Below are 15,193 nucleotides of genomic sequence, written 5' to 3'. Positions count from 1 at the left end.
TGTATGACTACGCTGCTCTCTCTGGCGATTAATATCACGCTACTTAGCGTCTTGTTAGCCATGCTGCTGTGTACGGTGCGCTTACTGCGTGGGCCAACCGCACAAGACCGTGTACTGGCACTCGATACACTATGGATGTGCGCCATGCTGTTTGCCCTGGCGCTGGGCATCCGGTTTGGCAGCGTGATCTATTTTGAGGCCGCGATGCTGATTGCCCTGACGGGCTTTGTATCAACCATCGCGCTTACCAAATTTCTGATGCGTGGCGAGGTGATTGAATGAACCCGCAGTTGGAGTCACTGCCACTATGGGCCAGCCTGCCCATTACCCTGTTATTGCTACTTGGAAGCGCGATTGTACTGATCGGTGCATTGGGTCTTGTTAGGCTGCCGCACTTCTTCCAGCGCATTCATGGCCCTGCGATTACGATTACGCTAGGCACCGGCTCTATTCTGATTGCCTCCATGATCTACTTCTCGGCACTACAGTCACGGCTGGTCATTCATGAGCTATTGATCACTGTTTTTGTGATGATCACCGCACCGGTGGTGGCCATGCTGCTGATGCGCACCGCTGTTTATCGTGACCTGCGTGCTCGTGACCGCCGCCCAATCGTTAGCGCGAACAAGAGCAAGACAACGACCGAGGTTTATCCCTTTTCATCAAAGGAAGAGCCGTAGCTTCGTGACGCTCTGGCCTGTTCGTAGAAGATAGGTTGAGGCACGTTTTGACGTCGGCATGCCGCTTACTGGGGCGTTCTCAAGTACACTCTCACCTCTGCCTTAAGGTTTAGAGACCTGAGCCAAGCGCCTTCTCAATCATGTTTCAAGTAAAGTGTCAGCACTGGTTTGTATACCGTTTAAAATACACTACAGGTAAATTTCCCAAGGGCACGTGTTTATGACTTCCACACCGTTGCAAAATGATCGTTTTCTCCGCGCCCTGGCGCGCCAGCCCGTTGACCGCACGCCGGTATGGATGATGCGTCAAGCAGGCCGCTATCTGCCTGAGTATCGTGAGCGCCGCGCCGATGCGGGCAGCTTTATGGACCTGTGCCGCAACCAGGACCTGGCCTGCGAAGTAACGCTCCAGCCGCTGGAACGTTACCCGCTGGATGCGGCGATTCTGTTTTCAGATATTTTGACGATCCCCGATGCCATGGGCCTGGGGCTCTATTTTGAAACCGGTGAAGGCCCCAAGTTTCGCAAGACCGTGCGCACTCCAGAAGAAGTAGCCGCGCTAAGCGTGCCCAACGCCGAGCGCGATCTGGACTACGTCATGCGTGCGGTATCGACCATTCGCCGTGAGCTGAACGGGCGCATGCCGCTGATCGGCTTTTCAGGCAGCCCCTGGACGCTGGCGACCTACATGGTGGAGGGCGGCTCCAGCAAAGACTTCCGCCACCTGAAAACCATGCTTTACGATACGCCGGACACCATGCACCAACTGCTGGATACCCTAGCGCAGTCGGTGACCGATTACCTGAACGCGCAGATTCGCGCAGGCGCCCAAGCGGTGCAGATCTTCGACACCTGGGGCGGGGCGCTGTCTACCCCTGCGTACCTGGAGTTCTCGCTGCGCTATATGGAGCAGATCGTCTCCGGGCTGATCCGCGAGCACGACGGGCGCCGCGTACCGGTGATTCTGTTCACCAAAAACGGCGGCCAGTGGCTTGAACATATCGCCTGCGCCGGTGCTGATGCACTCGGTATCGACTGGTCGACCGAGCTTTCCAACGCCCGCGCTCGTGTAGGCCATAAAGTTGCGCTTCAGGGCAACCTCGACCCCAACGTGCTGTTTGCTCGCCCGTCTGCGATTCGTGCCGAAGTCGCCCGCGTGCTGGAAAGCTACGGCCATGGCCCGGGGCATGTTTTCAACCTGGGCCACGGCATTAGCCAGTTTACCAATCCGGATAACGTCACCGCCTTTATGGAAGCGCTGCACGAACTAAGCCCGCAATATCACCGGGGTATTCCGGCCCAATCCAACCCATCACAACCAGGAGCCAATTGATGAGCGAATTACGCGACGACCAGTGGTTTACCGAAGTGTTTGATAGCCACGGCAGCGCCTTCTCGCTGAAGATCTCTGAAAAGCTGTTGGATGTGCAGAGTGAGTACCAGCACCTGGAAGTGTACGCCACCGAGACCTACGGCAACCTAATGGTGCTGGACGGCTGCGTGATGCTCACCGACCGTGACAACTTCCTGTATCACGAAATGATCGCTCACCCGGCGCTGTTTACTCACCCGGCGCCCAAGCGTGTGGTGATTATCGGCGGCGGAGACTGCGGCACACTGAAAGAAGTGCTGCGCCACCCGGGCGTTGAAAAAGTCACCCAGATCGATATCGATGAAGAAGTCACCAAGGCCGCAGAGCGCTTCTTCCCGGCACTGGTGGGAGCCAACGACGACCCGCGTGCCGAGCTTTTGTTCGCTGATGGTGTCAAGTGGGTGGATGACGCTGCCGATGAAAGCATCGACGTGCTGATTATCGACTCTACCGACCCGGTCGGCCCCGCCGAAGGGTTGTTCAAGACTGACTTCCTTAAGCGCTGCCACCGCATTTTGAAAGCCGATGGCGTGATGGTACAGCAGAGTGAATCACCGCTTTATCACAGTGGCTCGATTATTCGTGAGCTGCGCCATGACATGCGCGAAGCGGGCTTTGCCAGTGTCGCCACGCTGCCCTTCCCACAGCCGGTTTATCCTTCCGGCTGGTGGAGCGTGACACTGGCCGGTAAAGGCACCAACGTGGAAAGCTTCCGCGAAGAGGCTGCCGCTAGCCACGAAATGCCGCTACAGTACTACACAGTAGATGCCCACCGGGGCGCCCTGGCGCTGCCACCGTTCATGCGTAAAGCGTTCAGCTGACGTTTATTTGAATAGCACGCCAGCAAGCGATGAGGCCGGGCACTGCTCGGCCTTTTTTGTGTCACCACGTTAAGGAACCAACAATGAAAACCCTTAAATGGATAAGCATTGGCGCGTGCGCCCTGGCCCCGACGGTTGCCTTGGGCACCACATTAGAAACCGTTCAATCCCGCGATAGCGTACGCTGCGGGGTGAACGCCGCCCAGCCCGGCTTCTCCTCACTGGACGATAACGATACGTATCGCGGCCTGGACACCGATGTCTGCCGCGCGATTGCCGCAGCGGCATTGGGCGATGCCAGCAAGGTTGATTTCGTACCGCTCGACTCGGTGGAGCGCTTTACCGCCCTGCAATCCGGCGAAGTGGACCTGCTCTCGCGCACGACGACCTGGACCTCCAGCCGCGATACCACCCAAGGTATGCACTTTACCGGGGTGAGCTATTACGATGGCCAAGCATTCATGGTGGCAAGCGACCTGGGCGTGCAAAGTGCTGAAGACCTTGACGGCGCGGCGGTGTGCACGCAGTCAGGCACGACCAGCGAGCTGAACCTTTCAGACTATTTCCGTGTTAACGACATGCACTATGACGCAGTGGTGTTTGATTCTCCCGAACAGTCGATTGCCGGTTTTGAAGCCGGGCGCTGCGACGTCCTAAGCTCCGATGCCTCGCAGTTGTATGCCCAACGCATGCAGCTTGCCGACCCCGACATGGCGGTGGTGCTGCCAGAGATTATTTCCAAGGAACCGCTTGGCCCCGCCGTACGCCAAGGCGATGACCAGTGGTTCAATATCGTAAAATGGTCGCTGTTTGCCATGCTCAACGCTGAAGAACTGGGTGTCTCAAGCACCAATATTGATGAACACGCGGATTCCGATAATCCAGATATTGCCCGCCTGCTGGGCCAGGACGGCAATTTTGGTGAAGGCATGGGACTCAATGACGACTGGGCTTATCAGATCGTCAAGCAGGTGGGCAACTACGCCGAAATGTATGATCGCAACGTGGGCATAGACTCTAACTTCAATATTACCCGTGGCTTAAATGCCCTATGGCGCGATGGCGGCATTCAGTACGCCCCGCCCATTCGCTAAGGCTTACCGGTCGGCACTCTGCCATCAACCATCGGTTGTCGCACCAAAACAGCGCAGGCGGCAACCGTTTCTATTTTTTTGCACCTAAACTTTCGTAGAAGCTGGGCCACTTTGCGTTGAAAAGCGCTGAATTTGGCGTTGTACCCATGTTGGCATCTTCCTTGCTAGCTTTATATGTCATGCCTTCGCATGCATAACAATATTAATCGAGGAAGGGAATTACCATGTTGAATAAGAAACACTGGGTATTACTGGCCTCTGCAGGCGCCATCACACTGACAGGCGCCACTAACGCTAACGCAGCAACACTTGAAGAAACCATTGAGCGTGGAGCCGTGCAGTGTGGCGTCAGCGACGGTTTACCAGGCTTTTCGGCACCCGATGGTGATGGCAACTGGCAAGGGCTGGATGTCGATGTTTGCCGTGCGGTCGCCGCTGCCGTGCTGGGTGATGCGGATGCCGTCAACTACATCTCTCTCAACGCCGTTGAGCGTTTCACTGCGCTGCAGTCTGGCGAAGTCGATTTGCTTTCTCGTAACACGACCTGGACGACCACCCGCGATACCACGCTGGGCCTGAACTTCGCAGGCGTCAACTTCTACGACGGTATCGGCTTCATGGTTAGCCGTGACCTGGGCATCAGCGGCGCTGATGAGCTGGACGGCGCGGCGATCTGTATCCAAACGGGCACCACCACCGAACTTAACGTGGCCGATTACTTCCGGGCCAACGATATGGAATTTGATCCTATCGTGTTTGATACCTCAGAGCAGACCGTGGGCGGCTTCCAGGCTGGCCGCTGTGATGTTCTAACCTCGGACACTTCTCAGCTGGCGGCGCTGCGCATTCAGTTGGACAACCCGGATGGCGCCGTCATCCTGCCCGATATCATTTCCAAGGAGCCGCTGGGCCCGGTGGTTCGCCAAGGCGATGACACCTGGTTCAATATCGTGAAATGGTCACTGTTTGCCATGCTGAATGCTGAAGAGTACGGCGTTACCAGCGAAAATGTGGACGAAATGGTGAACTCTGAAAACCCCGACATCGCCCGCCTGCTTGGCCAGGACGGTAACTACGGTGAAGGCATGGGGCTTGACGCTGACTGGGCTTACAACATTATTAGCCAGGTCGGTAACTACTCCGAAAGCTTTGAGCGCAACGTTGGCATGGACTCACCGCTTGAGATTGAACGCGGTGCCAACGCGTTATGGAACCAGGGTGGCTTCCAATACGCACCGCCGATTCGCTAAGCGTCTCGCTTGACCCGGCCCGTCGCGCTTATCAGATGAGTGCAGGCGGGCCATTTGATTGACCTTCCGTGTAGCGGAGACGCCACCCATGTCCATAAGACCAAACACTCGCCCCGCTGGCCACAAGCCACCGTTTTGGCGAGACCGTGCCAAGCGCGCACTTGTTTTTCAGCTGCTTTTAACGGCAGCCGTTGTCGTATTTTTGCTGTATATCGTCGGCAATACTCAGGACAACCTATCCGCCCGGGGTATCACCACCGGTTTTGGCTTTTTAAATAACACCGCAGGCTTTGGTATCGTACAAAGCCTGATTGATTACTCCTCTCAGGATACTTACGGCCGCACCTTTTTGGTGGGCTTGCTCAATACGCTACTGGTAGGCGCTTTTGGAGTGGTGGCCGCGACGCTGATTGGCTTTATTGTCGGTATTTCACGCCTGTCGCCCAACTGGCTACTGGCACGCCTGGCCACCGCCTATATCGAAACTTTCCGCAATATCCCGTTACTGCTACAGATTTTTTTCTGGTACTTCGCCGTGCTGCGCACGCTACCCAGTGCAAGGGACAGCCTCTCGTTTGGCGAGGTTATTTTTCTTAACGTGCGCGGTCTGTATCTGCCTGAGCCGCTTTTTGAGTCAGGCTTTGGGATGATTCCAGCGACCTTTATCGTCGCGATTATCGCCAGTATTGCGCTGTGTGTCTGGAACAAGCGCCGCCAAGAGGCAACCGGTAAACGAGTCCCTGCTGGGTGGATATCGCTGGTACTGATTCTGGGTCTGCCACTGCTGATTACGGTCGCCACCGGCGTACCGATCACCTGGGATATTCCGGAACTGCGCGGCTTCAACTTCCGCGGTGGCTTTACCGTGATCCCGGAATTTCTGGCTTTGTGGCTGGCGCTCTCCATCTATACCGCCGCGTTCATTGCTGAAATTGTTCGTTCGGGCATTCAGGCCATTTCCCACGGCCAGACTGAAGCCGCCCAAGCGCTGAGCCTGCCGCGTAACCTGGTGTTGCGCCTGGTAGTCATTCCACAGGCACTGCGGGTCATTATCCCACCACTCACCAGCCAGTACCTGAACCTGATCAAGAACTCCTCGCTTGCCACGGCCATCGGCTACCCCGACCTGGTATCCGTATTTGCGGGCACCACGCTGAATCAAACGGGGCAGGCCATTGAGGTGATCGCCATGACCATGGCGGTGTATCTGACGATCAGCCTGCTGGTTTCCATGTTCATGAACTGGTTCAACGCCCGCGTAGCGTTGGTTGAGCGCTAGGCGCCGGTGAGGATAGCTTTATGATTCATAACCAAACAATGATTGACCAACGGCCTGCCCCCAGCAATACCCTGGGGCCCGTGGCCTGGCTGCGCACCAACCTGTTCAGCAGCCCACTCAATACGCTGTTTACTCTGGTGGGGCTGTACGTTCTGTATCTGCTCTTGGTACCGACCATTCAGTGGGCGTTCATCAACGCCGACTGGGTAGGCACCACCCGTGACGACTGCTCGCGAGAGGGCGCCTGTTGGGTGTTCGTTAATGCGCGCTTTACGCAGTTCATCTACGGGCTTTACCCGCGTACCGAAATCTGGCGCGCCAATATTGTGTTTGGTGGCTTTTTTACCCTGATCGCCTGGCTTGCCATTCCGCGCCTACCGCTCAAGCGCTGGGTGGCCGTGTTTGCCTTGGTGGGCTTTCCCATCGCGGCCTACGTGCTTCTTCATGGCGGCTACTTTGACCTGCCACGCGTGCCCACCCACCGCTGGGGCGGTTTGATGCTGACCCTGCTGCTGGCGTCGGTGGGCATGATAGGGGCGCTGCCGATTGGCATCGTACTGGCTCTGGGGCGGCGATCTAACATGCCCATCGTGAAGAGCTTCTGCGTCATCTTCATCGAGTTCTGGCGCGGTGTACCGTTGATTACCGTGCTGTTCATGGCCTCGGTGATGCTGCCGCTGTTTCTACCCTCTGGTATTAGCGTTGACCGCCTGGTGCGGGCGCTGATTGGCCTGACGCTGTTTCAAAGTGCCTACATGGCCGAGGTCATTCGTGGCGGTCTTCAGGCGATCCCCAAAGGCCAGGAGGAGGCCGCCGCCGCACTGGGCATGACCTACTGGAAGCGCATGGGCCTGATCGTTTTGCCCCAGGCGCTGAAGATGATGATTCCAGGCATCGTGAATACGTTTATCTCGCTATTTAAAGACACCACGCTGGTCATGATCATTGGGCTGTTTGACCTGCTGGGGATCGTGCAGGCGGCGCTTTCCGACTCCAACTGGCTGGGCTTTTCGCTGGAAGGCTATGTGTTTGCCGCGTTTGTGTTCTGGATTTTCTGTTTCAGCATGTCGCGCTATAGCCAGTATCTGGAACGCAAGTTGAACACCGGCCACAAGCGCTAACGCCGCTTTTTCAAGAATTTGAGCAGGATTTAATCATGACACAAGCAGCCACCAACCTCTCTGGCAACAGCATGTCTAAAAGTACGTCTGACCTGATGGTCGAAATGCGCGGCGTTAACAAGTGGTACGGCGACTTTCACGTACTGCGCGATATTGATTTCGAAGTAAAACGCGGCGAGCGGATCGTTATCTGCGGCCCGTCCGGCTCGGGTAAATCAACGCTGATTCGCTGCATTAATCACCTGGAAGAGCACCAGCAGGGCGATATCGTGGTCGGCGGGGTGCCGCTGACCCAAGACGTAAAACGCATCGAGCAGATACGCCGCAGCGTGGGCATGGTGTTTCAGCACTTCAACCTGTTCCCCCACCTGACAGTGCTGGAGAACTGCTGCATCGCGCCCATGTGGGTGCAGAAGAAGCCACGCCGGGAAGCCGAAGAGCAGGCCATGCGTTATCTCGAACGCGTGCGTATCGCCGAGCAGGCGAAAAAGTACCCCGGCCAGCTATCCGGAGGCCAGCAGCAACGCGTGGCGATTGCCCGCTCGCTGTGCATGCACCCGGATGTAATGCTGTTTGATGAGCCCACCTCAGCACTCGACCCGGAGATGATCAAGGAGGTGCTGGACGTCATGGTCGAACTTGCCGAAGAGGGTATGACCATGCTGTGCGTAACGCACGAGATGGGCTTTGCCAAAACCGTCGCCGACCGGGTGATCTTCATGGACCAAGGGCAGATCATTGAAGAAAATGCGCCAGAGCCGTTCTTCAACAACCCGCAGTCGGAGCGTACCCAGCTGTTCTTAAGCCAGATTCTGGGCCACTAAAAGCGCACGGGCGCGTCTAAGGTGTTCCCACTTGGGTAATACTGGCGGGTAACAGAGCGGGCTGCTCACGGTGTTGGCTGAGCGGCCTGCCTTGCAAGGCGGTCAGCAGTATCTGCAGCGGGTCGCCGTGGCTAACCACTAATATGGTTTCGCCTTCGCTCTGCTCCTCCAAATCCTCAAGCACCGCCATCATTCGCGCGGCCACCGCGCTCACTGCCTCCACCTGGTGTGAAGTGTGGTCGGCATTCTTGGCATCCAGCGCCCACACATCCGGATAACGTTCATCCGAGTGGCCTTCCCACTCACCGAAGGAGCGCTCTCTAAGGCGCTTGTCGGGCGTCATCGTAAGCTTAAAGGCCTCGGCCACGTGGGCAGCCGTTTGGGTGGTGCGTAAAAAATCAGAATGCACCACCTGTGTTGGCACGGGCCAGGCCCACGCATCCACGATGCTCGCCAGCTGTTGCTCGCCGGTTTCCGATAACCCAAATGCCTCAATGCCCCGCTCGGGGCTGCTGATAATCAACGCGTGCTGGTTTGCCTGGCTATGACCATGACGCATCAACAGGTAGCGGTTTCGCCAATGGTAGGAGGCGGCAAGGAAAGTGTTTGACATAACTTTGTAACAAACCCTAGATTGAGAGTGTGGATTTTCGAAAAATAAATATTTTGTCGGCTAAATGTGCGCTTTCGAACGCTTACTGCCCTCACATACGGGGAGATAAGGCATAGAAAAGAACACCATTAGCATAGCGACCCATCGCAAGACCATAAAAATAATCTACTGATGAGGCTTTCCATGACTCCCATACGGCTTTCCAAGCGCCCGCTAGCTCTGTTAACCGCGGCTGCGATCTTACCCTTTGCACTACTCTCAACACATGCCTACGCCGAATGCGAACGCGGCGATCTTGATGCGCTTTACTGTGACGAAAACTCCGATATGGTCGCGGACCGTCCCGCCGATGAGGCGCAATGGCTAAATCCCGACACACTTATCTTTGCCTATACCCCGGTGGAAGATCCAGCCATCTATTCCGATATATGGCAGCCCTTTATCGATCATCTGTCAGAGGTGACCGGCCGCGATGTGCGCTTCTTCGCCGTCCAGTCCAACGCGGCTCAGGTGGAGGCAATGCGCAGCGGGCGACTGCATATCGCGGGTTTTTCTACCGGTCCCACACCCTTTGCAGTCAACCTGGCAGGTGCAGTTCCCTTTGCATTAATGGGCTCAGATAGCGGCCAGTTTGGCTATACCCTACAGCTTTTCACCCATGCAGACTCCGACATCCATGAACTGGAAGACCTGAAAGGTAAGCGGGTTGCCCATACATCACCCACTTCTAATTCAGGCAATCTGGCACCTCGGGCACTACTGCCCGAACTGGGTATAACACCTGACGAAGATTATGAAGTGGTCTACTCTGGCAGCCACGACCAATCCATGCTGGGCGTCGTGGCGCGCGATTACGACGCCGCCCCGGTGGCCTCGGAAGTGGTTGATCGAATGGCCGCGCGCGGGCTTTACGATACCGATGACGTCCGCATGATTTTTGAATCCGACCGCTTCCCCACCACCTCCTACAACTACGCCTACAATCTGCATCCGGACCTAGTCGAGAAGATCGAAGAGGCCTTCTTCAGCTTCGATTTTAAAGGCACAGAGCTTGGCGAAGAGTTTGAGGGTGTCGAGAAGTTCATTCCCATCAATTACAAGGATAACTGGCAGGTAATTCGCACCATCCAGGCTGCCAATGGCGTGAGCTATACGCCTGACAATCTGGAAGAGTAAAACGTACCGCGCCCGTGTGGCGCGGTTTGTTAGCTACCGATGGAAGCGAAAACATGCTGGAAATCAAGAATCTGGTCAAACGGTATGGCCGCGACAAAGCCGTGCTGGAAGGTCTCGACCTGAAGGTTGAGGGCAATAGCGTGATATCGATTGTGGGCGCCTCCGGCGCCGGTAAAAGCACCATGCTGCGGTGTATCAATCGCCTAGTGGAGCCGACTTCCGGCTCCATTACCCTCAACGGTACCGAGCTTGTGCATCTCAAGGGCGCTGACCTGCGCCGTGCGCGTCGCAAGATCGGCATGGTGTTTCAGGGCTTCAACCTACTGGACCGCCTGACGGTAATGGAGAATGTGCTGGCTGGGCGGCTGGGCTACGTAAATCTCTATCAGGCAATTACCCGCCGCTATCCGCAGGCGGATATTGAGCGCGCATTTATGCTGATGGAGCGTGTGGGCATTGCCCACTACGCCAACAAACGCGCCGATGAGCTTTCCGGTGGCGAGCGCCAGCGGGTAGGCGTGGTACGGGCGCTGATGCAGGAGCCCGAAGTACTGCTGGCCGACGAACCCACCGCCTCGCTCGACCCGCGCACCTCCGAGCAGATCATGATGCTGCTGCAAAGCCTTGCAAGCGAGCTTTCGCTGCCGGTGCTGATCAACATTCACAACGTGGCCCAGGCCAAAACCTACACCGAGCGCATTGTGGGTTTGCGCCACGGCAAGATGATTTTTGATGGCGTGCCAAGTGATTTCAATAAAGACGCGCTGGACGCCATTTACGGCGGCATCGAAGCGCCGGACGATGCGATAAGCGACGCCCCATCAGAGGAGCGCGCCCATGACCCCGCCTGAGGCTTTATCCAGCACGCCGCGCACCTGGAAGAAACCGCCGTTCATTGCCAACCCTCTACTTCGTTACGGGCTGATCATCGTCGCGGCGGTGTATCTGGTGTGGGCATTTGGTTCGCTACCGTTCAACTGGGCGCGTATCTCTGAAGGATTGCCCCGCGCCGCGCGTATCTTCAGCGGCGGCTTTCCGCCCAACCTTGAGCGCTACGAACTTCTCCTGACCGGCTTCAAGGAGAGTTTTCAGATCGCCATTCTGGCCACCCTGCTGGGCGTCTTCCTGTCTATCCCTTTTGCCGTGATGGCGGCGCGCAATATTGCGCCCATGCCGATCTATCTGATTGGCCGTGCAGTCATCATTATCTCGCGTAGCTTTCACCCGGTGATCGTGGCGATTCTGTTCGTTGCCGCCGTAGGATTTGGGCCGCTGGCAGGCATCTTGACGCTCACGCTCTACTCCATCGGCTTTGTCGGTAAGCTTCTGGCCGAGGAGATCGAGGAGATCGACTGGGGCCAAGTAGAGGCCATGCGCGCCGCCGGGGCCGGGTATCTAGCCACGCTCTTCTACGCCGTGTTCCCGCAGATTCTACCGCGCCAGGTAGGGCTTTCCATGTACCAGTTGGACAGCAACCTGCGCGCCTCCGCCGTGGTGGGCATCGTGGGCGCCGGCGGCATTGGCGGCACGCTGATGAACGCCTTCGGGCGCTATGACTATGACTTCGCCTTTGCGATCCTGCTGGTCATCATCGCGGTCATTTTACTCAGTGAAGGCATCAGCGGCTGGGTGAGGAAAAAAATATGGTAGATCACGCACAGAAACTCGCCGACCACGTCTGGCAGCGCTACGACACCAAGGAACGTCTTATTCGCTTTGCCGTGCTGCTCATCACGCTGATGGTGGTGGTATGGGCGGTTCGCGATATCGATATCTTCTGGCCTTGGGTGTGGGATGCGCCCAACCAGATTTCCGGGCTGGGCGCGCGCATGTGGCCCCCCAGCGCCACCGGGCTTGGCAATATCGTGAATGCCCTGATCGAAACGGTACACATCGCCACGCTTGCCACCTTCCTGACCATTTTTCTGGCATTGCCGGTGGCCTATATCGCCGCGCAGAACACCACGCCCAACCGGGCCTGCCTGTGGCTTGGCCGGTTCATTCTGGTGTCCAGCCGCTCGGTGAACACCATCATCTGGGCGCTCTTGTTCGTGGCGATCTTCGGCCCCGGCGTGCTGGCAGGCATTCTCGCCATTATGTTTCGCTCTATCGGGTTTATCGGCAAGTTGATGGGCGAAGCAATCGAAGAAATCGATAAGCGACCGGTCGAAGCCATGGAAGCCACCGGCGCCTCCAAGGCCAAGGTGATTGTCTATGCCATCGTGCCCCAAGTGATGCCGGCGTTTTTCGCCATCGTGATCCTGCGCTGGGATATCAACATTCGAGAATCTACCGTGCTAGGACTGGTGGGCGCAGGCGGTATCGGGATGATTCTACAAGGCGCGATTGATACCTTTGCCTGGCCTACCGTGGCGACCATCCTGATCGCGATTATTGTGCTAGTGCTGATTGGTGAGGCAATAACCAGTCTCTTACGACGTAAAGTGCTCTAGTTTGACCGAATGCCAAACGCTTGCCATGGTTAATATATCCCTAACGGCATGGAGGACGTTGACTGATGACAACCTATATCGTGGTAGCGGATGCCGCTCGAGCACGCATTTTCACTCGTAACTTTCTTCATCTGAAGGAGAAAGAGAGCCTGGTTCATGCCGAAGGGCGCCTGCATGAGGGTGACCTGATTACAGACAGTGCAGGCGCAGATGTACATGAGTCCATATCATCGAGTTCACGTTCGTCTGCCGAAGGGGGGACAGCGTTAAAACATGAGAACGAGCTGTTTGCCAAAGAAGTTGCTCAATGCCTTTATAACGCCCGCGTCAATAACAGTATGGAAAAACTGATTATCGTCGCACCGCCCAAATTCCTGGGCCTGCTGCGCGAAAAGCTTGATGCGCCAACCCAGAAACTGGTACTCCATACGCTCTCGAAAGATCTTAGCAAAGCATCACTTAACGACATCCAGGAAGCCGTTAGCGACTTGCGATAAATAATTTCTGACAATGATGGAGTTTCTACTAAAGTAGTGGTCGCTTTTGCCGATATGCTAATAATTCTTAATCTGTATGCAGCAGCGCAGCATATATTAGCTTATCGAAAAAGAGAGCGACCATGTTTTCCTCCCTTCGTGTACGTATTCTTCTGGCCGCTCTTGCAGCGATCACCCTTGGCTTGATAATCAATGGCGTGGTCAACTACGCAACGGTAAAACATCACAACGATGAACAGATAGCACGTAACCTTAAAGCAGTGGTCAGCGGCAATGCCAAAGCCTTGAACGAGTGGTTTAACGCTCGACTGGATATGCTGAAAAGCATGGAAGCAGCGGCCACCAGTAATGCCCCCGGCCCGGCACTTCGTCAGTTCCTTACTTCAGGTGGGTTTATTTCCACCTATATTGGCTACCCTGGGGCGGGAGAGATTACCTATGACAACGACTTTCAGCCCCCAAGTGGCTACGACGCACGAGAACGCCCTTGGTACAAAGCGGCAGTCAGCGCACAAGAAGCGATTATTACCGCGCCCTATATTGACGCTCAAACTCACGAGCTGGTGGTCACGTTCGCTCGCCCGTTCTACCTTAATGGTGAACTGACTGCCGTGGTAGGTGCTGATATTCCTATCAGCAACATCGTCGAGACGGTGACAGGCATTTCACCGACCCTTTCAAGCTTTGGTTTTCTCACCACCCACGATGGCACGCTGGTCGCCCACCCCGATGCTGACTTGATACTGACGCCTGTGTCAGCCATTAACGAACAGCTTACGGCAGGCTCCATCAATCAATTAATGAGCGCTACCACGCCCCTGCCTCTCGCCCTGCAAGGCGACAACAAGCTATTGCTAGGCCACGTGATTGGCGGTGAAAACGGCTGGCGCCTTATTGTCGCGTTGGACGAGTACGAAGCCACCGCAGGGTTACGCGCTATTGCTACCTCTTCCCTTATTATCCTGGTCGTGGTCGCGGTTTTAACGGCCCTCGCCTTTGGCCTACTGCTTTCGCTGCTGCTGCGCCGCTTGTTGGGTGTGCGTAACGCCATGGACAATATTGCCTCTGGTGAGGGGGACCTGACCCAACGCCTGCCTGAAGAAGGCAATGATGAAGTCACCCAAATCGCCCACTCTTTCAATCGATTCGTCGCCAGAATGGATGAGGTGATGCTGACCATTCGCGACAGTAGTCAGTCGGTACAGACCGCCGCCAATGAAATTTCCATGGGCGGACAGGACCTGTCTCGCCGCACCGATAATGCCGCATCCAGCCTGCAACAAAGCTCAGCATCTATTGAAGAAATTACCAGTACCATTGAACACACGGCAGAGGCTGCACAACAGGCTAACCAGCTTTCGATGAATGCCTCTGAAGTAGCCAACAAAGGCGGTCAAGTAGTTGATCAGGTAGTGACCACCATGGGCGACATCTCGGCAGCGTCGCATAAAATCAGTGATATTGTGTCACTGATGGACGGCATTGCTTTCCAGACCAACTTGCTAGCCCTGAATGCCTCCGTTGAAGCAGCCCGTGCCGGTGAGCATGGCCGGGGCTTTGCGGTCGTGGCGGATGAGGTTCGTAAGCTTGCACAGCGCAGCAGCGATGCTTCCAGCGATATCAAAACGCTGATTGATACCTCGCACCAAACGGTCACCAACGGCACCGAACTTGTTCAAAGCGCCGGTGCCACCATGCGCGACATTGTGGAGAGTATTACCCGTGTCACCGATGTGTTGGGTGAGATTGGTGCCGCCACACGCGAGCAGAGCGACGGCATCCAGCAGGTCAATATCGCGGTGGCTGAGCTTGATCGCATGACCCAACAAAACGCCGCGATGGTGGAAGAGTCCACTACCGCTGCCTAGCATCTAAAAGAGCAGTCACTCCGCCTTGCCGATGTCGTTGGCGGTTTCACCTTATCAAACGGTTCAGCATCCCAACATGGTCGGCTTATACCGCCCTCTCCCACCCTCGCGTCACGCCATAGTTAATCACGCCATAGCTAATCAC

The 15,193-nt window shown here is 56.2% G+C and carries 16 protein-coding genes; 15 read left to right on the top strand and 1 reads right to left on the bottom strand.

Annotation, left to right across the window (positions count from 1 at the left end; all coding sequences use genetic code 11):
• Positions 1-3: 3 nt before the first annotated feature.
• The 9 genes from ACT3RU_RS01630 to ACT3RU_RS01590 all read left to right on the top strand — a co-directional run bounded on the left by ACT3RU_RS01630 (position 4) and on the right by ACT3RU_RS01590 (position 8,441).
• A complete protein-coding gene (locus tag ACT3RU_RS01630; RefSeq protein WP_087110601.1) occupies positions 4-282 on the top strand; it encodes a K+/H+ antiporter subunit F in 279 nt (92 codons plus the stop codon).
• Entirely contained in the window at positions 279-680 is a 402-nt protein-coding gene (gene mnhG, locus ACT3RU_RS01625) for a monovalent cation/H(+) antiporter subunit G (protein ID WP_192527766.1), read from the top strand. Before ACT3RU_RS01630 ends, mnhG begins: the two co-directional genes overlap by 4 nt.
• A 220-nt stretch (positions 681-900) precedes the next feature.
• On the top strand, positions 901-2,013 hold the full coding sequence (gene hemE, locus ACT3RU_RS01620; protein ID WP_192527767.1) for a uroporphyrinogen decarboxylase: 1,113 nt from the start codon (positions 901-903) through the stop codon (positions 2,011-2,013).
• Positions 2,013-2,873, top strand: coding sequence for a polyamine aminopropyltransferase (gene speE / locus ACT3RU_RS01615; protein ID WP_192527768.1), 861 nt, complete (start codon positions 2,013-2,015; stop codon positions 2,871-2,873). The genes hemE and speE overlap by 1 nt, the downstream gene beginning before the upstream one ends.
• 83 nt (positions 2,874-2,956) lie before the next feature.
• Entirely contained in the window at positions 2,957-3,967 is a 1,011-nt protein-coding gene (locus ACT3RU_RS01610) for an amino acid ABC transporter substrate-binding protein (protein ID WP_192527769.1), read from the top strand.
• Positions 3,968-4,191: 224 nt separating this feature from the next.
• Positions 4,192-5,217, top strand: a complete 1,026-nt coding sequence (locus tag ACT3RU_RS01605) for an amino acid ABC transporter substrate-binding protein (RefSeq protein ID WP_192527770.1) — start codon at positions 4,192-4,194, stop codon at positions 5,215-5,217.
• 88 nt (positions 5,218-5,305) lie between these two features.
• On the top strand, positions 5,306-6,496 hold the full coding sequence (locus ACT3RU_RS01600; protein WP_087110582.1) for an amino acid ABC transporter permease: 1,191 nt from the start codon (positions 5,306-5,308) through the stop codon (positions 6,494-6,496).
• Positions 6,497-6,516: 20 nt separating this feature from the next.
• Positions 6,517-7,617 (top strand): amino acid ABC transporter permease, encoded by a 1,101-nt coding sequence (locus ACT3RU_RS01595; RefSeq protein WP_192527771.1) that lies wholly within the window; start codon positions 6,517-6,519, stop codon positions 7,615-7,617.
• Between the two features lie 95 nt (positions 7,618-7,712).
• Complete coding sequence (locus ACT3RU_RS01590) at positions 7,713-8,441, top strand: amino acid ABC transporter ATP-binding protein (RefSeq protein WP_087111260.1); 729 nt, start codon at positions 7,713-7,715, stop codon at positions 8,439-8,441.
• A gap of 16 nt (positions 8,442-8,457) precedes the next feature.
• On the opposite strand, the gene ACT3RU_RS01585 is transcribed toward ACT3RU_RS01590, so the two are convergent.
• Positions 8,458-9,054, bottom strand: a complete 597-nt coding sequence (locus ACT3RU_RS01585; RefSeq protein WP_192527772.1) for a histidine phosphatase family protein — start codon at positions 9,052-9,054, stop codon at positions 8,458-8,460.
• A gap of 183 nt (positions 9,055-9,237) precedes the next feature.
• On the opposite strand from ACT3RU_RS01585, the gene phnD reads away from it, so the two are divergent.
• The 6 genes from phnD (at position 9,238) to ACT3RU_RS01555 (ending at position 15,048) form a co-directional block, all read left to right on the top strand.
• The gene (gene phnD, locus ACT3RU_RS01580) at positions 9,238-10,230 is read left to right on the top strand and encodes a phosphate/phosphite/phosphonate ABC transporter substrate-binding protein (protein WP_087110576.1); all 993 of its coding nucleotides are present in this window, start codon (positions 9,238-9,240) and stop codon (positions 10,228-10,230) included.
• A 53-nt stretch (positions 10,231-10,283) separates the two neighbouring features.
• On the top strand, positions 10,284-11,081 hold the full coding sequence (gene phnC / locus ACT3RU_RS01575; RefSeq protein WP_087110574.1) for a phosphonate ABC transporter ATP-binding protein: 798 nt from the start codon (positions 10,284-10,286) through the stop codon (positions 11,079-11,081).
• Positions 11,068-11,880: a phosphonate ABC transporter, permease protein PhnE gene (phnE, locus tag ACT3RU_RS01570; RefSeq protein ID WP_087110573.1), complete on the top strand. Its 813-nt coding sequence runs from the start codon at positions 11,068-11,070 to the stop codon at positions 11,878-11,880. Before phnC ends, phnE (ACT3RU_RS01570) begins: the two co-directional genes overlap by 14 nt.
• Positions 11,874-12,683: a phosphonate ABC transporter, permease protein PhnE gene (gene phnE, locus ACT3RU_RS01565; protein ID WP_192527773.1), complete on the top strand. Its 810-nt coding sequence runs from the start codon at positions 11,874-11,876 to the stop codon at positions 12,681-12,683. The genes phnE (ACT3RU_RS01570) and phnE (ACT3RU_RS01565) overlap by 7 nt, the downstream gene beginning before the upstream one ends.
• 65 nt (positions 12,684-12,748) lie before the next feature.
• Positions 12,749-13,180 carry a host attachment protein gene (locus ACT3RU_RS01560; RefSeq protein ID WP_192527774.1) on the top strand — a complete coding sequence of 144 codons (432 nt, stop codon included), beginning with the start codon at positions 12,749-12,751 and terminating at the stop codon, positions 13,178-13,180.
• A gap of 122 nt (positions 13,181-13,302) precedes the next feature.
• The gene (locus ACT3RU_RS01555; RefSeq protein ID WP_192527775.1) at positions 13,303-15,048 is read left to right on the top strand and encodes a methyl-accepting chemotaxis protein; all 1,746 of its coding nucleotides are present in this window, start codon (positions 13,303-13,305) and stop codon (positions 15,046-15,048) included.
• Positions 15,049-15,193 lie beyond the last annotated feature (145 nt).

It is taken from the genome of Halomonas sp. TP35 (assembly GCF_052375975.1).
GTDB lineage: Bacteria > Pseudomonadota > Gammaproteobacteria > Pseudomonadales > Halomonadaceae > Vreelandella > Vreelandella citrativorans.
This window is presented reverse-complemented; position numbering and strand designations above follow the sequence as displayed.